This window comes from Aeromonas sp. Y318-3 (assembly GCF_027706185.1).
Taxonomy (GTDB): domain Bacteria; phylum Pseudomonadota; class Gammaproteobacteria; order Enterobacterales; family Aeromonadaceae; genus Aeromonas; species Aeromonas veronii.
Genome location: NZ_JAPDCN010000024.1, coordinates 1 through 17107, shown reverse-complemented (window position 1 = coordinate 17107; position 17107 = coordinate 1). Strand labels below are relative to the sequence as shown.

Genomic DNA, 17107 nt, shown 5'->3' with positions numbered 1-17107 from the left:
GAGTGCCGGTTTTGCATTGCGCACTTGCGCAGGAGCGGGGTTATACCACGCCCTGGGTGCGCAGGTAATCCTCGTAGGTGCCGCCGAAGTCGCGGATACCATCTTCGCTCAGCTCCAGAATGCGGGTCGCCAGAGAGGAGACGAATTCGCGGTCGTGGGAGACGAAGATCAGGGTGCCCTTGTACATCTCGAGTGCCAGGTTCAAGGATTCGATAGATTCCATGTCAAGGTGGTTGGTCGGCTCATCCATGATCAGGATGTTGGGGCGCTGCATCATCAGCTTGCCGAACAGCATGCGGCCCTGTTCACCACCGGAGAGCACCTTGACCGGCTTCTTGATGTCGTCCTGGGAGAAGAGCAGACGGCCCAGTACGGAGCGTACAGCCTGCTCGTCTTCGTTATCCTGTTTCCACTGGGCCATCCAGTCGAACACGTTGAGGTCAGTGTCGAAATCTTCGGCGTGATCCTGAGCATAGTAACCGATCTGGGCGTTCTCGGACCACTTGATGGTACCGGTATCCGGTGCCAGATCCCCGACCAGCGTCTTGATCAGAGTCGATTTACCGATACCGTTGGTACCCAGAATGGCGACCTTCTCACCCACTTCCAGCATCATGTTGAGGCCCTTGAACAGGGGAGCCTCGCCATAACCTTTGGACAGGCCTTCGATCTCCAGAATGTTGCGGTAGAGCTTCTTCTCCTGCTCGAAGCGGATGAAGGGGTTCTGACGGCTGGAGACCTTCACTTCCTCAATTTTGATCTTGTCGATCTGCTTGAGGCGGGAGGTCGCCTGGCTGGACTTGGAGGCGTTGGCACTGAAACGGGAGACGAAGGATTGCAGATCGGCGATCTGGGCCTTCTTCTTGGCGTTGTCGGCCAGCAGACGCTCGCGCGCCTGAGTGGCGGCCAGCATGTAGTCATCGTAGTTGCCCGGGTAGACGCGCAGCTCGCCGTAGTCCAGATCCGCCATGTGGGTACAGACGGAGTTCAGGAAGTGACGGTCGTGAGAGATGATGATCATGGTGCTTTCACGTTCGTTGAGCACCTGCTCCAGCCAGCGAATGGTGTTGATATCCAGGTTGTTGGTCGGTTCGTCCAGCAGCAGGATGTCAGGGTTGGAGAACAGCGCCTGTGCCAGCAGCACCCGCAGTTTCCAGCCAGGGGCCACTTCGCTCATCGGGCCGTTGTGCTGCTCGATGGGAATACCGGCACCCAGCAGCAGTTCGCCTGCGCGGGATTCGGCGGTATAGCCGTCATACTCGGCGACCAGACCTTCCAGCTCGGCGGCCTTCATGTAGTCATCGTCGGTGGCTTCGAGGTTGGCGTAGATGGCATCGCGCTCGGCGATGGCCGCCCACAGCTCGGTGTGACCCATCATGACCACGTCCAGTACGCGCATATCTTCGTAGGCGAACTGATCCTGACGCAGCTTACCGATGCGCTCGTTGACGTCCAGGCTCACATTACCGCCAGTGGGCTCCAGATCACCGCCGAGGATCTTCATAAAGGTGGACTTGCCACAGCCGTTGGCGCCGATAAGGCCATAGCGGTTGCCGCCGCCAAACTTGACGTTGATGTTCTCAAACAGCGGCTTGGCGCCGAACTGCATGGTGATGTTGTTGCTACTTAACAAGGTATGTGTCCCGATTGGTCTGTCAAATGGCGCGCATTATGGCACAGATCCCCCGAAAGTTTTAGCGAGAAGTGTGATCTTGATCGGGGCAAGCGGGGCGTGCAGCCGATTGATGGGCAATAAAAAAAGCCGGCGCGAAGCCGGCTTGGAAGGATGAACTTGATCTGCTAGTGGGAGGTGGCGCCAGAGGCACCCAGCCCGGTCTGGGAGCGAACGAACTGCGGCAGGAACTTGGCATGCTCGTCGGCGGCGTTCTGGGAGCTGTCGGTGATGGAGAAGAACCAGATCCCGACGAAGGCCAACCCCATGGAGAAGAGGGCAGGGTATTCGTAAGGGAAGATGGCCTGGGCATGGCCCAACACTTTCACCCACACGGTCGGACCCAAGATCATCAGGGTCACTGCGCTCACCAGTCCCAGCCAGCCACCGTAGACGGCGCCACGGGTTGTTAGGCGTGACCAGAACATGGAGAGGAACAGTACCGGGAAGTTGCAGCTGGCGGCGATGGAGAAGGCCAAACCCACCATGAAAGCGATGTTCTGCTTCTCGAACAGGATCCCCAGACCAATGGCAACCACACCCAGCACCAGAGTCGTCATTTTGGAGACACGCAGTTCATCGGTCTCGTTGGCCTTGCCCTTCTTCAGCACACTGGCATAGAGGTCATGGGAGACCGCAGAGGCACCGGCCAGGGTCAATCCGGCAACTACCGCCAGAATGGTGGCAAATGCCACGGCGGAGATGAAGCCGAGGAACAGGCTGCCACCGACCGCATTGGCTAGATGGACTGCCGCCATGTTGGTGCCGCCCAGCAGGGCGCCGGTGGCGTCCTTGAAGGCCGGGTTGGTGCTCACCAGCAAGATGGCGCCAAAGCCGATGATGAAGGTGAGAATGTAGAAGTAGCCGATAAAGCCGGTGGCGTAGAACACCGATTTACGCGCCTCTTTGGCATCGCTCACGGTGAAGAAACGCATCAGGATATGGGGCAGGCCAGCGGTACCGAACATCAATGCCAGGCCGAGCGAGATGGCGGAGATGGGGTCAGCAACCAGGCCACCTGGGCTCATGATGGCGATCCCTTTCTCGTGCACCTTGACCGCTTCGCTAAACAGGGCGCCGATATCGAAGTTGACCGATTTCATGACCATGATGGCCATGAAGCTGGCACCGGAGAGCAGCATCACTGCCTTGATGATCTGCACCCAGGTGGTGGCCAGCATGCCGCCAAACAGCACGTAGAGCACCATCAGGATGCCGACCAGCACCACGGCCACATGGTATTGCAGGCCAAACAGCAGCTCGATCAGTTTGCCGGCACCGACCATCTGGGCGATCAGGTAGAGGGCGACCACCACCAGCGAACCGCAGGCGGAGAGGGTACGCACTTCAGTCTGTTTGAGACGATAGGAGGCGACATCGGCGAAGGTGTATTTGCCGAGGTTGCGCAGCCGTTCGGCGATCAGGAACAGGATGATGGGCCAGCCCACCAGAAAGCCGATGGAGTAAATCAGACCATCGTAGCCGGAGGTGTAGACCAGCGCGGAGATCCCGAGGAAAGAGGCGGCTGACATATAGTCACCGGCGATGGCCAGACCGTTCTGGAAGCCGGTGATACGGCCACCGGCGGCATAGTAGTCAGAAGCCGAGCGGTTGCGCTTGGAGGCCCAGTAGGTGATGAACAGGGTGGCGGCTACAAAGACCACGAACATCACGATGGCCGACACATTGAGGGGTTGGCGTTGTACCTCGCCGGTCAGCGCATCCGCTGCCAGCAGGGGGGAGGAGGCCAGTGAGGCCAACAGCAGCCACTTGCCTTTCATGCTTTTTGCTCTCATGACTGCACTCCCTTGAGGATTTTCTGATTCAGCTCGTCAAACTCGCCGTTGGCCCGAAACACATAGATGCCGGTCAATACGAAGGAGGAGAGGATCAGTCCCACCCCGACCGGAATGCCACGGGTGACGGTGGTGCTGTCGCTGAGCGGGGTGCCGAGCCAACCGGGGGCAAAGGCGATGAGCAGAATAAACGCCAGGTAGAGTCCCAGCATCAGAGCCGAGAGGGCCCAGGCAAAACGCTGGCGCTTGGCGACCAGCTCCTGGAAGTTGGGATCTTGCTGGATCCTCAGATAGCTTTGCTGTTCCATTGCAGTTCTCCATGACATGAGTGTCAGCGGTGGATGGGGTAACCCCGACGAGCAGGCAATCTGCTCATGTAAGCAAAATGTGAATTAAATGTTATTTGTCGACAATTAGACTTTGGGATAAGCCAGTGGCGAGCCACAGGTCAGGCGCAGATAGATGAACGCGGCCGTGGTGGCATCGGCAAGGGCGTCGTGGGCGGGCAGGGAGGGGAGGGCCAAGTGACGGCAGATGGCACTCAAGTGGAGGTCAATGGCCGCATCGGGATAGCGGCGATAGAGGTGGTCGTGATAAAGCTGGCTCACCTCGATCCCTCGCTGGGGCAGGGTCAATCCCCACAATTTCTGGCAGGCGAGATTGAGAATGCGCAGGTCGTAGGCGACGTGATAGCCCACCAGTTCACGGGGGCCGATAAAGTCGAGTAGCAGGCGCAGCGCGGCTTCCAGCGTCATCCCCTGTTGCAGATCCTGATGGCGCAGACCGTGGATCACCACAGATTGGCTGGTCAGGCTGGCCGGTGGCTGTACCTTGATGGCGAGGGCCTCGCCGGTCAGCAGCCGGTTACCCTGAATGCGCACCGCCCCGATGGAGACGATCTCGGCCTGCTCGGGATCGAGACTGGTGGTCTCGAAATCGAGGGCGATCCGTTCATCTTCCGGTGGGGTGGCAAAGAGCGGCGCGAACTCGCCCGTTCGGAACGCACGGCCATACCAGTAGCGTCGAACGCGGTTCAACATGGCTATTGTCTCAGACGAAAGTGCAAGGTGAGCCACTGCTGGAACTTCTTCACCTGATGCAGCGCCTGGCGCAGCAGATCCCGCTCGCTGTGGCTGAGCTCGCTTGTCTGCACCCGACTATTGCCTCCCTTTAGCTGGCTGCGCAGCCTCAGCCGGATAAAGAGCCGGAACGCCTCCGCCAGATTGCTGCCATAGTCGGCACTGAGCCGATCGGCGGCCACCAGTGCGTCGATACGCCCCAGGGTTGAAGTTTCCAGAATGCCTGCCTCAAGGGCCAACATGCGGATACCGTGCACCAGCGGGAACAGGCCGCCCCGCTTCAGATCCAGCCCTTCCGGTGGCTGCTCCAGCCGGCCAAACAGGGTGAGGGGGGCATGAAAGGCCACTGCCGGTCGCACCATCTCCGCCAGCAGATCCCGTCTGTCCGCCAACTGCTCGCGCAGCGCTCTGGCAACCGGCAGATGGAGCTGTCGATCCCCCGCGATGGGGTGAGCATCGGCCAAGGTGGCGAGCCAGAGCAGCTCATCCTCTTTTGCCGTGGTGCAGGCGCTGGCAATGGCGCTTTGCCACTCGCTGCCTGTTTTTACCCAGGCCGGATTGTTCACCATCACCTGCCCGGGGCACAGCGGGTAGCCGAGGCGTTCCAGCAGGACGCTGAATTTGGCCAGATCGGCTGCCTGGGTGGGCCATGCCAGCCCCTCTGGCAGGATCAGGGCGTTGTCCTGATCGGTTTTGAGGATCTGCTCGCCGCGCCCCTCCGAGCCCAGCATCAGCAGGCAGACCTTATCCTGCACCTCGGGGGGGATCACCAGCGCAAAGGCTTTGGCGATCAGCTGTTCGTTGATGGTGGCGATGAGCTTCATCAAAAAGGCGGTGTGGATCCCTTGGGCAAACAGCGAGCGGGTCAATTGCTGCTGCTCGCGGGCGACCGCCTCCAGCGCCGGCAGGCTGTCGGCGCGGGCGATACGCAACGTCAGCACGTGGGAGTGGGTAGAGAAGAGCCCCAGCACCTGAGTCAGTTGCAGGATCCCCGCCACCTCATTGCCGCGCCACACCACCAGTCGCTTGATGCGATGGCGGGTCATCAGCAGCAGGGCATCAAACAGATAGCTCTCCAGCGGCAGACCAATCAGGGGCGTGGGGGTCAGCACCGAGAGCGGGGCCGTCAGCGGCAATCCCTTGAGGGTCAGGGCGTGGAGCAAGGTCTTGCGGGTTGCCAGCGTGAGGGAGCCGTCGTGGGCCGGGTAGAGCAGGCAATCGGTCCCCTTGCTCACCATGGCTTCGGTGGCCGCCAGCAGTGACAGCTTGCTGTCGACGATAAGCGGTGCCTGCAGGTGGCCGGGTTCGATGCGGGTCAGGATAAATTCAGCCAGATTCTTCTGCCCAAGTTGTTCGCGTTGCTCCTGTTGGCGCTGGCGCTCGGCCAGATTGGCGGTGAAGTAGCTGGCAAACTGCGGATCCTGCTCACAGAGCGTCAGAAAGGTGTGGCGAGGGATGAGCTGGCAGAGGCTATCTTCCAGCGCGGTGAAGCGGTGGCGGCAGCGGCCGTCAAACTGGGCGCGCACATCGAACAGGTCATCGACCCCGTAATCACCAAACTGGTGGTGAGGGGCAGACTCTTCCACCGCCCCCTTGATGATGAGATAGAGGCCGGGAGGTTCGTCCCCCTCCTTGAGCAGAATATCGCCAGCCCGAAAATAGCAGAGCGAGAGGTGACGGGAGAGCCGTTCGCGCGCCTCCTCGCCCAGTCGGTCGAACGGTGGTCTGGCAAAATTGAACAGGGTTGACATGACAGCGTCCTCTGCTGGCTTGCGGCACTCATGCAGCTCCCAGTGTGACAAAGGGAGGGGGAGGCGACCAGCCGACTTTAGTCTCAGCTGTACCGCCTGTTCACACTCTGATAACGTGGTGGTATGACCAGTGGGTCAGTTTCAGGGATCAAGGAGAGGATAAGGGAGATGGAAAAACCAAGGGTCAAGTGCGAGATCCACGACGGGATTGCCGAAGTGATGCTGACGCGGGGGGATAAACTCAATGCGCTGGACCGCGCCATGTTCAGTGCCATCGACGAGACATTGACGCAGCTCGCCCGGCACAAGGGGCTGCGGGCGGTGATCCTGCATGGCGAGGGGCGGGCCTTCTGCGCCGGGCTGGATGTGAAATCCATGCTGCGCCAGCCGGTGGCGGCGCTCGATATTCTCAAGCGTGAAGCAGACGAAGCGACCAATCTGGCCCAGCGGGTCGCCTATGGCTGGCATCAGCTGCCTGTGCCGGTGATTGCGGTGACCCAAGGAGTCTGTTTTGGCGGTGGCTTGCAGATTGCGCTCGGGGCCGATTTTCGTTTCAGCACACCTGATTGCCGCTTCTCGGTGATGGAGATCAAGTGGGGCATCATTCCCGATATGAGCGGTAGCGTCACCATGCGCAACCTGATGGGGCTGGATACCGCTATGGAGCTGGCCATGAGCGGGCGCGAGCTGGATGCCGTCGAGGCGAAATCCCTCGGGCTGGTGAGCCGTGTTTGCGCCGATCCGCTGGTGGAGGCGCGAGAGTTTGCCCGCACCCTCATCACCAAGTCGCCCGATGCACTGGCGGGGATCAAGCAGCTTTACAGCCAGGCCTGGGCTCGTAGTGACGAGGCGATGCTCAAAGAGGAGACTCGGCTGCAGAAGCAGATCCTGGGACGTCCCAATCAGTGGCGGGCCACCCTTAACAGCCTGTTTCGCTGGCGGCTGCCCTTCGGGCCGCGCCGCAATGCGCTTTGAGCTGGGTATTAGCCATGGCTGCCTTGGTGCCGAAGTAGACGACGGTTAATTCAGTTTTCATGCTCACTTAAATGTTCTGCTTGCTGAACGGGGTTCAAATGACTTAATCTTACGTGAAGTTAAATAGTCTGGACTTTTGGGTTAAGCACTTTAGGCTGAAAATTGTTTAGATTACTGAACTATGAAAAGTGAACGTATTAGAGAACTCAGGAAAAAGCATGGACTTACCCAGCAAAAGCTTGGTGAACTCATTGGTGTAAAAAAGTCATCCATTTCTCAGTGGGAGAATGATGAGCACTCTCCCAGTGGCGACAACTTGGCCCAGTTATCCAAGGTGTTTGGAGTGTCCGCACATTGGCTTGCTACAGGGAAGGGTTCCCCTGAGCTTTCGAACGTGGAACCTGCAGTGATCCCGCAAGGTAACAGGGTTCCGATCCTCAGCTATGTCCAAGCTGGCAACTGGCGCGAGATGTGCGAGCAAGCCACCACCTTCGATGGCAATGTCGAATATATATCAGCAGGGGGCGAGATCGGCCCATACGGCTTTGGCCTGTGGTTACGGGGTGATTCCATGTTGCCGTTATTCAAGGACGGGGATCTCATCATCGTTGATCCTGATGAGTCACCTCAGCTTGGAGATTACGTCGTGGCCAAAAATGGTAGCGATGAGGCTACATTCAAGAAGTACCGGCCCCGTGGCATAGACGAGAGCGGCCAAGAGGTGTTTGAACTGGTCCCCCTCAATGATGATTACCCCACCATGCATTCCGACCGACAGCACATCCAGATCATCGGCGTGATGGTAGAACACAGATCATATAGAAAAAGACAAATTGGGTGATGATGTTTTACGCCGTGTGTTTTAGGCATGTTACATGTTAGGAAGGAATGCAGATGTCCACAGTGGCCCGGACCGAAGATAATAGTCCACCGAACAATGAACCTGTTGAAGTAAATCCAGCTCAAACCCTGTCATTTAACGTGATCCCAGGTAATCGAGTTGAGGTTAAAGATCATGTTATTAGTAATGATTTTATTGGCAATAGGCATGATTTTAAATTCAAGGTGTTTATTCGTTTGAATTGTTATGCTAATACAAGGGTGGCTGGCGTAGTATTCGACCATTGTATTTTTGATAATTGCTATTTTCACAAAAGTGTTTTTGATACTTGTTCATTCAATGGGTGTAAGTTCATTGGATGTAATTTTAGAGGAACAACGTTTCCTGGCTCATCATTTAAGTATGCAACGTTTGAGCGGACAATCGTCGATAACGATATTTTAAAGCAAGCACCTGCAGAAGAAAATTTAAAAATGGCTTTCGCAAGAAGTCTAAAGGTCAACTATCAACAAATAGGTGATGCTGAGTCGGTTAACAAAGCGGTAGCTTTAGAGTTGGAAGCAACAGAAGCGCATTTGTTAAAAGGGTGGTTTTCTGATGAAGAATATTACCGTAAAAAATACAAAAATAATGACAGGTTTTGTCAGTTCAAGGGGTGGTTGAAGTTTAAGTGTTTAGATTATCTATGGGGTAATGGTGAAAAGCCAAGCCGCCCAGTGTACCTAATGCTAACATTACTAGTAGTGTTAGGTATATGGGATAACCTTCACTATCATAATATGCCGGACAGTATAAGTGCTTACGCCAATGGCATTCTACATTCTTTTGCTGAAATTTTTGGTATAACATTGGCTGGTGTCGAGCACGCTTACCCAGATTATCTCAAATGTGTATTGGTAGTTATGCGATTGATTTTGTTGGCTTTTTTCACTGCGCTTCTTGTTAAAAGGCTCAATAAAAGATGACAACTCATATTTATGCTTTTGGTTCTATTTGCAGAGGGGAATACGAATCAAATTCAGATATTGACTTGCTTGTTTGTATGTCTGGATCTGAAAATGAATCACATTTTGAACCCAGCAAATTTTCAATCTATGAGCATCAACGACTGTTGGAGCTTTGGCAGCAGGGAAATCCCTTTGCGTGGCATCTATATCTTGAATCTAAATTGATTTTTTCTTCTGACGGGACTGATTTTATTCAAGAACTAGGAGCGCCTAATCCTTACAGTAATGCCCAATCTGATTGTTTAAAGTTTAAAGCGTTATTCGATGAGTATTCATCGTTGCTAATTAACGAAGGAACAAGTTCAGTATTTTATTTGTCTTGTGTTTTTTTAGCAATTAGAAATATAGCAACATGCTATTCGCTGCATCAAAAGAAACCTATTTTTTCAAGAAGTTCACCATATCTAGTTACACCTAAACTTGATTTAGATGAAGATGTATACCGCATTTTGCTAAAATCAAGGGTACTTTCAACTAGGGGGGTTGGTGATATAATTTCGCAAGATGAAATTGAAATTGTAAAAAATCATATTTATGTGATAGAATCATGGGTGAGGAAACTAACGGAGAGTGTTTGCTATGAGTGAATTTTTGAATAGAATCAAAGCTCAGAGCAAAATGTTGAACGTTGTAAATGCTCTGCAGTTAAAAGAAGAGTTATTTGGATTATCTGCTGGTGCTATTGACCGTTGGGTGAAAAATAATTCCTTAGACGATTCGTCAACACTTGTGTGCTTAGTGAAAAATACTGGAGCCCAGCTTTTCTTCTTGGCAAATAAAAGCCAAGAACAAATTACAGAAGATTATCAAAATATATCCTTGAAAGTTACAAACTTGATTGAACTAGCAAGTGCTGAAGTTTCAAGGCTATCTAGGTAAGAGACTTTATGGTAGGCATTCTATAGTGCATGTAGCTGTAACTTGAATAAGAGACGCTATGTTTCTTTGAAATAGATAGCCTAATATCACGATTAGCCCCCATTTTCATGGGGGCTTTTGTGTTCTCAAGTAATGTTTTCATGTCGTGTGTTATTCCGTGTTTCGATGACATTTTCCCGTAATATCTCCCAAATGGTTTTGTATATTTCAGCCGATAGTCCAGTGCTTCGATATCCATATATATGTAATCACCTCAATTAAACACTGCTAAAGTAGTGTCAAGTGCTGTGTAAAATAACAGTATATTTGATGAAGGGGTGATGATAGTGAGAGTGCTGCGATTGGGTGTAGTGTCGAGCAATGGGGAGCGGAGATGGGTGGGTGCCCTCTTGTATAAGGGGGGGCGATGAGCATCAAGTCCACGCCCGAGGGTTACCTAGTCGATATCCGTCCGCAGGGGAGGGAAGGCAAGCGGATCCGCAAGCGCTTCAAGACCAAGTCCGAGGCCCAGCAGTTCGAGCGTTGGGTGATTGCCACCGAACACAATAAAGAGTGGGTGGAGCGCCCAGCAGATAACCGGACGCTCACCGAGCTTATCGAACTCTGGTGGCGCTACCATGGCCAGACGCTGAAGTCGGGGGTAAATGCCATTACCCGACTGTGCAAATTGGATGCGGCGTTGGGCTATCCTCAAGCTCGGCAAATAAACCGCCTGTTGTTTGCAGAGTATCGGGCGCAGCGCCTGCAAGCCGGTTGCCAGCCCAGTACGCTCAACTGGGAGCAGGACAGGCTCAGCGGCGTCTTTTCGGTGTTGATCGCATTGGGGCACTACCACAACGAGCACCCGCTTAAAGGGCTGAAAAAGGTCAAACAGGTAGACCGGGCGATGGGGTATCTCACCCATGAGGAAATTGGTCGCCTGCTGGCCGCGCTGACAGGTGACAACCTGAAGGTGGTCAAGTTGTGTCTGGCCACCGGAGCGCGCTGGAGCGAGGCGACAGGACTGCGACGGGATGATGTGATTGCCAGCCGGGTGACCTACATCAACACCAAGAACGGCAAGAACCGGACAGTACCCATCTCGGCCGCCCTGGCAAAGGAGATCACCCAGGGTATTCACCGCGGCCTGCTATTTCACGACGTTGACTATCTGCTGGTGCGTGATGTGATCAAGCAAGTGGCCCCTGATTTGCCAGCAGGGCAGGCGGTTCATGTGCTGCGCCATACGTTTGCTTCTCATTTCATGATGGCGGGTGGCAATATCCTTGCGCTGCAAAAAATTCTGGGGCATCAGAACATTCATCAGACGATGACGTATGCCCACTTTGCACCGGATTATCTCAATGACGCGGTTCGCTTTAACCCGTTGGAAAACCATCTTCAACCAGCTTGATCTTCCCCGAGAATCGGCAGAAAAAAGTGTCCACATTTTGCCAATTTTGGTGTCTTTTCACGTCCCAAAGTGTCCCCTTATGTGGCACTTAACTCCTTGGTTTTGATGTAAACAATTGAAATTAAAGAAATAAAGATGGCAGCCGAGGCTGCCATTTTTTATTGATGTCTTATGTCGTTCTGGTTCAGGAGGTTTTGCGATCCTGATCCGGCTCGAACTGATGGCCCGATTTCTCCCGCTCCAGGTTCTCTTCGGAGCGTTTGCCCACCCAGTAATCGGCGTTCTTGATGCCGAGCTTCTCCGGGTGGAATACGGGGTCAATCCCTTGTGCCTGCTGCGCTTCATAATCCTTCAGACAGGTGAAGGCGGTCTTTTGCAGCAGCAGAATGGCGATGATGTTGAGCCATGCCATCAGGCCGACCCCGATATCACCCATGCCCCACGCCAGATCCGCCGTCTTGACGGTGCCGTAGACAGTGGCAGCCATCAGCGCAATTTTCAGCAAGAAGGTGAGCCAGGGGCGATTAATCTTGCGGTTGATGTAGGCGATGTTGGTTTCGGCGATGTAGTAGTAGGCAACGATGGTAGTGAACGCGAAGAAGAACAGCGCGATAGCCACGAAAATGCTGCCAAAGCCCGGCATCATGCTCTCCATGGCGGTCTGCACATAGCCCGGGCCTGCTGCGATACCGGCAATACCCGTGTAGATAGCGGCGCCGTCCGGCCCTTGTACGTTATAGAGACCGGTGATCAGCAGCATAAAGCCGGTGGCGGAGCAGACGAACAGGGTGTCGATATAGACGGAGAACGCCTGCACCAGACCCTGCTTGGCAGGGTGACTCACTGCCGCAGCAGAGGAGGCGTGCGGCCCGGTACCCTGACCCGCTTCGTTGGAGTAGACCCCGCGTTTTACCCCCCACATGATGGCCAGACCCAGAATGGCACCGAAACCGGCATCCAGACCGAAGGCGCTCTTCCAGATCAGCAGGATCACGCCCGGCAGCTGGCCGATATTGAGGGCGATGATGACGCAAGCCACGATGATGTAGCCCAGCGCCATAAAGGGCACTACGGTACTGGCGAAGTTGGCGATACGCTTGACGCCACCGAAGATAATAAAGCCGAGCAGCAGCGCCAGACCGGCGGCAGTGACATTCGGATCGATATTAAAGGCGGTCTGCAGGCTTGAACCTATGGAGTTGGCCTGCACGCCCGGCAGCAGCACGCCACAGGCGAAGACGGTCGCGATGGCGAAGGTCCAGGCGTACCACTTCATGCCAAGTCCCTTCTCGATATAGAAGGCCGGGCCGCCGCGGTATTCACCGTTGATCTTCTCTTTGTAAACCTGCCCCAGGGTGGACTCCACGAAAGCAGAGCTGGCGCCGAGGAAGGCGACCATCCACATCCAGAACAGGGCACCCGGGCCACCGAAGGTGATGGCGGTGGCCACACCTGCGATGTTACCGGTACCCACGCGACCGGCCAGGGTCATGGCTAGCGCCTGGAAGGAGGAGACACCGGCATCGGTGCTCTTGCCATCAAACATCAGGCGCACCATCTCTTTGATATGACGCAGTTGCAAAAAACGGGTGCGCAGGGAGAAGTAAAGACCGACCCCCAGACACAGGTAGATGAGCGCAGGGCTCCAGATTACACCATTGATGGCATTGACGATTTCATTCATGTACAACAACTCCTTTGTTGTGTTTGTGGCGCTGTCTTGGCGAGATCTTGGCCTCGCTCTCTGTCACTGTTTTCGGCCCTTTTTTGTTAACAATCCAGTTAACAAATGAGCGCGAGGTTGAGGGGGTAAGCAGAGCGCAAACACGCGCCATGCATGGCTTGTAACATATCGAGTTGTATCGGTGCTTCCCAGCGAAAAATGTTGCCTTGTTGCAAATTTGTGAATTGACAAGGGTGTGGGGATAATGGCAGGCAGCGTTTTCTATGAGTAAAGATGAGATCCTCCTTGTTGATCTGCGCCGGACAATGTGACGGGCGTAACACAATGGAAAGCAAACATGAGGCCAACAATGAAAAATGACCCTGAGACGTTGACGATCCGTCCCCCTGAGGCCGACGACGGGAGCGCCATCGCCCACCTGTTCACCCAATTGGGGTATCCTGCCGAAGGCGCTGACGTGACGGCGCGCCTGTTGGCGCCGGATCCCGCGAGCGTTGTGCTGCTCGCCTCCCAGGGCGACAAGGTGGTCGGCGTGCTGGTGTGGCACAAGCTGGCACCGCTGCATGTTGCACCAGCTTGGGGCCTGATCTCGGCGCTGGTTGTCGATGAAGGGGCAAGAGGGGCGGGAGTGGGCGCAGCCTTGCTCAAAGGAGCAGAAGCGATGGCGCGGGCCGCAGGTTGCGCCCAGCTGGAGCTATCCAGCAGCCTCAAGCGCGAGGCGGCCCACCGTTTCTATCTGGCGCAGGATTATCAGGAGCGGCCGAAACGGTTCGTCAAACTGTTGTGACCTGTTGTTTGCATCAAAAGAAGGAGTCGGCGTGCTGGGATGGTTCAAATGGCTGGGTGGTCGCCCGCAAACGTCCATGAGTGAGGATGAGTTGGCATTGTGGCGTCAGGCGCTGGCGGCTGTGCCCATCTTGCAAGGGCTCAGCGACACCGAGCAGACGACGCTTATCGGGTTGGGGCAACAGCTGCTCAAGCGCAAGACCCTGACCCTGATCGGGGTCGAGCTCAGCCGCCGTCAACAGGCGGTGCTGGCGCTGCAGGCGGCGTTGCCCATCTTGCACCTTGGCCTTGACTGGTATTGCGGCTTTCACGAAGTCATCATTATTCCCGAGCCCGTCACCCGGCGCCAGGAGGTGCAGGATGAGTTCGGGCTGGTGAGCGAGTTTGAAGAGGAGAACGCCGGTGAATCCTGGCCGCAAGGGCCGCTGGTGCTGGCCTGGAGCGAACTGCAGCAGGATGGCGACTGGGACGGCTTTAATCTGGTGATCCACGAGCTGGCCCATAAGCTCGATATGCTGGGCGGTGAGGCGGACGGTGCGCCGCCGTTGCCGGGGCCGATGAGCAGCCAGCTGTGGCAGCAGGCCTTTCAGGCCGCCTTCGATGAGCTGTGCCAGCAACTCGACCGGGACGAAGTGACCGCCATCGATCCCTATGCTGCCGAACACCCTGCCGAGTTTTTTGCTGTCAGCTGCGAGTGCTTCTTTACCGATCCGCTGCGGCTGCAGCAGGTCTATCCCGCGGTATACCGGCAACTGAGCCAGTTCTTTAGCCAGGATCCCGCGCAGCGTTTTCCTGCGACCCGCTTGCTGGCGGGGGAGGGAGGTTACGGAATTCTGTGACATCAATGCACAACAAAAATGGTAAAACAGTGGAAATGCTTAATTGTGGTCTGTATGGAGATGGTAGGGAGTGGTCATACGGCTTCAAACCGGATAACAAAACGGTACCCCTACCGTGTTATCTGGAGTCACCGTATGACCACCAACGAGAAAGTAGCACGTCGCAAACTCAGCCTGCTAGCGCTCGCCAAAGAGCTCAATAACGTCAGCAAAGCCTGCAAGCTCATCGGCTACAGCCGTCAGCAGTTCTACGAAATTCGCCGTAATTACCAGACCTATGGCGCCGAGGGATTGCTCGATAAATTACCCGGCTGTAAAGGGGCTCATCCCAACCGGGTTGCGCCCGAGATTGAACAGGCCATCCTCGATTACTCCCTCACCAGACCAACCCATGGCCAGCTGCGGGTCGCACAAGAACTGGCTCTGCAAGGCATCAACGTCAGTGCCGGTGGGGTGCGTGGCGTGTGGCAACGTCACGACTTGCTCTCCAAACACGACCGCTTTTTGCGCCTTGAGAAAACTCACCGTGAGTAGACCATTGAGCTCAATGACGAGCAAATTCGCCTGTTAGAACGTTTTAGCCCCGAGTTTCGCGAACGTCAGATTGAGGTCCACTACACCGGGGAACTGGTGGCGGTCGACACCTTCTTCGTCGGCGCGCTCAAGGGGTCGGTAAGGTGTATCTGCAAACCGTGCTGGACTGCTACAGTCGTCACGCTTGGTGGCGGCTCTACACCAGCAAGCTGCCGGTGACCTCGGTGCATGCACTCAATGAAACGGTGCTGCCGTTTTTCGAGGCCCATGAGGCACGGGTCTATACCATCCTGTCAGATAACGGGCGCGAGTTCTGTGGGCGCCCAGACCACCATCCCTACGAGCTGTTCCTGCAACTGGAGGGGATTGAGCACCGGACAACCAAGGTGCGCAGGCCGCAGAGCAACGGCTTTATCGAGCGGCTGCATCGAACCTTGCTGGATGAACACTTCCGCATCAAGGGGAGGACGACCTGGTATGAGTCGGTAGAGCAGATGCAGACAGAGCTGGATAGCTATCTGGTGCACTACAACACCCAGCGGCCACATCAGGGCAGGATGATGGAGGGTCAAACCCCCTACAGCATGTTCAAGAAGGGTCTGAAATTGATACCGAAGGAAGTGCGCACCACGCACTAATAGTAGCGTAAACAAGACACCGGTTTGAGGCCGGTGTTAGGTGATAACTAGAACTGTACAGGTATTTTTTTACACCAGCTTACGAGTGTATATTACCATTGAAGTTATTTTGTCAAAAACATGAAGCCATAGTTACCTATAATTCCAGCGGCAATACTTGCAACATATGAAAATATTATAATTATCGTAGTGTTTTTACTTTTCTTATCTATAGAGTCTTTTAACTTAATTGCTTTGCTGGAAAGTAATACATGTGATTGTCGTGCGCTACGAGTGAAAGCTAAAAACAAGGCAGTGATTATCGGTGCGAAAAATAGGCAGGCCAGCCACCAAAGAGTCTTTGATCTTTTTGACGCTTCAATCTGAGAGACAGCATCAAATATAGTGTCTAGTTTTTTATTTATGATCGAAATATCAATATTTTCAATTTTTATAAGAGATTGGTATTCTTGTTGTAGGGTATGTAGTGCATCATTTCCAGAATTTATTTCGTTATAGATAGGATAAAATGTCATTAGTCCGAATATAGCCAATGCCATAATTAGTCGGGATAATTCAACTATCGTATCTCTCAAACGGCGAGATTCTGTGACCTCTTTAATACAGGTGGAAATAATGTTTTCTATATCATCACCCCATGTCCGTTCTGTATGGTCAATCTGAATATTAATAAGGGAATCTTTAGTGCTAAATAGGAAAAGATCCGTGTACCTCTCGACGAGTAGAGATTTCTCTGATGGTTTTTTATTGTAAATTAAGGCAGTAAACGAAATTTGTTGTTTTTCTGGGTGAGGCCGGTTAGGAAATTGAACAAGATATTCCCAGACAATCTTCACACCGTTTGAAATTTCTGGTTTTGTTTCATTATAAGCGCGAAATGAGTCAACTGTTGTGATAGTTCTTTTTACCCCATTGTCGAAGTAAACAACAGCAGTAAAATTTATTAAATGTGAGTTTGCTTGTTGTGAAATACGTTGATCTATCATCTCATGTAAATTTATAAGCCATGAGTGATCTATTTCAAATGTAACATCGTAAGTTCTTTCAAGAGATTGTTTTTGACCTAGCAGATCACTTATAAAGCCACCTAAGTCTCTTTTGCTTACAGGTATTGATAATACAGTGCTTGATTCATCGTCATAAGTATTGGAAGTAATGCTAGGGAAGGTGCGAACAAGTCCCTGATGTGAGATCATGAGCCCCACTTGGCATCAGGGATAAGGTTCAGCATGA

General features: G+C 53.9%; 15 protein-coding genes and 1 pseudogene. 9 read left to right on the top strand and 7 right to left on the bottom strand.

Annotated elements, in window-relative coordinates; genetic code table 11:
- Positions 1-40: 40 nt before the first annotated feature.
- From OKB77_RS22090 to OKB77_RS22070, 5 genes are all read right to left on the bottom strand, one after another.
- Positions 41-1633, bottom strand: a complete 1593-nt coding sequence (locus tag OKB77_RS22090) for an ABC-F family ATPase (RefSeq protein WP_005336974.1) — start codon at positions 1631-1633, stop codon at positions 41-43.
- 167 nt (positions 1634-1800) lie between these two features.
- On the bottom strand, positions 1801-3453 hold the full coding sequence (locus tag OKB77_RS22085) for a cation acetate symporter (RefSeq protein WP_026035062.1): 1653 nt from the start codon (positions 3451-3453) through the stop codon (positions 1801-1803).
- 11 nt (positions 3454-3464) lie between these two features.
- Entirely contained in the window at positions 3465-3776 is a 312-nt protein-coding gene (locus tag OKB77_RS22080; RefSeq protein WP_005336970.1) for a DUF485 domain-containing protein, read from the bottom strand.
- 105 nt (positions 3777-3881) lie between these two features.
- A complete protein-coding gene (locus OKB77_RS22075) occupies positions 3882-4508 on the bottom strand; it encodes a 3'-5' exonuclease (RefSeq protein ID WP_265776257.1) in 627 nt (208 codons plus the stop codon).
- A gap of 2 nt (positions 4509-4510) precedes the next feature.
- Complete coding sequence (locus OKB77_RS22070) at positions 4511-6298, bottom strand: putative nucleotidyltransferase substrate binding domain-containing protein (protein WP_265776258.1); 1788 nt, start codon at positions 6296-6298, stop codon at positions 4511-4513.
- Positions 6299-6466: 168 nt separating this feature from the next.
- Between OKB77_RS22070 and OKB77_RS22065 the strand changes: the two genes are divergently transcribed.
- The 6 genes from OKB77_RS22065 to OKB77_RS22040 all read left to right on the top strand — a co-directional run bounded on the left by OKB77_RS22065 (position 6467) and on the right by OKB77_RS22040 (position 11393).
- On the top strand, positions 6467-7273 hold the full coding sequence (locus OKB77_RS22065) for a crotonase/enoyl-CoA hydratase family protein (RefSeq protein WP_005336965.1): 807 nt from the start codon (positions 6467-6469) through the stop codon (positions 7271-7273).
- Positions 7274-7454: 181 nt separating this feature from the next.
- The gene (locus OKB77_RS22060) at positions 7455-8114 is read left to right on the top strand and encodes a LexA family protein (RefSeq protein ID WP_265776259.1); all 660 of its coding nucleotides are present in this window, start codon (positions 7455-7457) and stop codon (positions 8112-8114) included.
- A 53-nt stretch (positions 8115-8167) separates the two neighbouring features.
- Positions 8168-9079 (top strand): pentapeptide repeat-containing protein, encoded by a 912-nt coding sequence (locus tag OKB77_RS22055; RefSeq protein WP_265776260.1) that lies wholly within the window; start codon positions 8168-8170, stop codon positions 9077-9079.
- The gene (locus OKB77_RS22050; protein ID WP_265776261.1) at positions 9076-9708 is read left to right on the top strand and encodes a nucleotidyltransferase domain-containing protein; all 633 of its coding nucleotides are present in this window, start codon (positions 9076-9078) and stop codon (positions 9706-9708) included. The genes OKB77_RS22055 and OKB77_RS22050 overlap by 4 nt, the downstream gene beginning before the upstream one ends.
- On the top strand, positions 9701-10000 hold the full coding sequence (locus OKB77_RS22045) for a hypothetical protein (RefSeq protein ID WP_270818501.1): 300 nt from the start codon (positions 9701-9703) through the stop codon (positions 9998-10000). Before OKB77_RS22050 ends, OKB77_RS22045 begins: the two co-directional genes overlap by 8 nt.
- Positions 10001-10406: 406 nt before the next feature.
- Positions 10407-11393, top strand: a complete 987-nt coding sequence (locus tag OKB77_RS22040) for a phage integrase (protein WP_265776263.1) — start codon at positions 10407-10409, stop codon at positions 11391-11393.
- Between the two features lie 184 nt (positions 11394-11577).
- On the opposite strand, the gene OKB77_RS22035 is transcribed toward OKB77_RS22040, so the two are convergent.
- Positions 11578-13077, bottom strand: a complete 1500-nt coding sequence (locus tag OKB77_RS22035; RefSeq protein WP_139476900.1) for an alanine/glycine:cation symporter family protein — start codon at positions 13075-13077, stop codon at positions 11578-11580.
- A 349-nt stretch (positions 13078-13426) separates the two neighbouring features.
- Here OKB77_RS22035 and OKB77_RS22030 point away from each other — a divergent pair, with 349 nt between their 5' ends.
- The 3 genes and pseudogenes from OKB77_RS22030 (at position 13427) to OKB77_RS22020 (ending at position 15874) form a co-directional block, all read left to right on the top strand.
- Positions 13427-13864: a GNAT family N-acetyltransferase gene (locus OKB77_RS22030; RefSeq protein ID WP_103252200.1), complete on the top strand. Its 438-nt coding sequence runs from the start codon at positions 13427-13429 to the stop codon at positions 13862-13864.
- A gap of 76 nt (positions 13865-13940) precedes the next feature.
- Positions 13941-14702 carry a zinc-dependent peptidase gene (locus OKB77_RS22025; protein WP_265776265.1) on the top strand — a complete coding sequence of 254 codons (762 nt, stop codon included), beginning with the start codon at positions 13941-13943 and terminating at the stop codon, positions 14700-14702.
- A 135-nt stretch (positions 14703-14837) separates the two neighbouring features.
- Positions 14838-15874: pseudogene (locus OKB77_RS22020) on the top strand (IS481 family transposase).
- A gap of 104 nt (positions 15875-15978) precedes the next feature.
- Here OKB77_RS22020 and OKB77_RS22015 read toward each other — a convergent pair.
- On the bottom strand, positions 15979-17070 hold the full coding sequence (locus OKB77_RS22015; protein WP_270818498.1) for a hypothetical protein: 1092 nt from the start codon (positions 17068-17070) through the stop codon (positions 15979-15981).
- Positions 17071-17107: the final 37 nt, after the last annotated feature.

What these genes read in the sequence shown, in the direction of transcription:
- OKB77_RS22085 (WP_026035062.1), bottom strand. Translation starts at nt 3,453, where the DNA reads ATGAAAGGCAAGTGGCTGCTGTTGGCCTCACTGGCCTCCTCCCCCCTG.
- OKB77_RS22080 (WP_005336970.1), bottom strand. Translation starts at nt 3,776, where the DNA reads ATGGAACAGCAAAGCTATCTGAGGATCCAGCAAGATCCCAACTTCCAG.
- OKB77_RS22075 (WP_265776257.1), bottom strand. Translation starts at nt 4,508, where the DNA reads ATGTTGAACCGCGTTCGACGCTACTGGTATGGCCGTGCGTTCCGAACG.
- OKB77_RS22070 (WP_265776258.1), bottom strand. Translation starts at nt 6,298, where the DNA reads ATGTCAACCCTGTTCAATTTTGCCAGACCACCGTTCGACCGACTGGGC.
- OKB77_RS22065 (WP_005336965.1), top strand. Translation starts at nt 6,467, where the DNA reads ATGGAAAAACCAAGGGTCAAGTGCGAGATCCACGACGGGATTGCCGAA.
- OKB77_RS22060 (WP_265776259.1), top strand. Translation starts at nt 7,455, where the DNA reads ATGAAAAGTGAACGTATTAGAGAACTCAGGAAAAAGCATGGACTTACC.
- OKB77_RS22055 (WP_265776260.1), top strand. Translation starts at nt 8,168, where the DNA reads ATGTCCACAGTGGCCCGGACCGAAGATAATAGTCCACCGAACAATGAA.
- OKB77_RS22050 (WP_265776261.1), top strand. Translation starts at nt 9,076, where the DNA reads ATGACAACTCATATTTATGCTTTTGGTTCTATTTGCAGAGGGGAATAC.
- OKB77_RS22045 (WP_270818501.1), top strand. Translation starts at nt 9,701, where the DNA reads ATGAGTGAATTTTTGAATAGAATCAAAGCTCAGAGCAAAATGTTGAAC.
- OKB77_RS22040 (WP_265776263.1), top strand. Translation starts at nt 10,407, where the DNA reads ATGAGCATCAAGTCCACGCCCGAGGGTTACCTAGTCGATATCCGTCCG.
- OKB77_RS22035 (WP_139476900.1), bottom strand. Translation starts at nt 13,077, where the DNA reads ATGAATGAAATCGTCAATGCCATCAATGGTGTAATCTGGAGCCCTGCG.
- OKB77_RS22030 (WP_103252200.1), top strand. Translation starts at nt 13,427, where the DNA reads ATGAAAAATGACCCTGAGACGTTGACGATCCGTCCCCCTGAGGCCGAC.
- OKB77_RS22025 (WP_265776265.1), top strand. Translation starts at nt 13,941, where the DNA reads ATGAGTGAGGATGAGTTGGCATTGTGGCGTCAGGCGCTGGCGGCTGTG.
- OKB77_RS22015 (WP_270818498.1), bottom strand. Translation starts at nt 17,070, where the DNA reads ATGATCTCACATCAGGGACTTGTTCGCACCTTCCCTAGCATTACTTCC.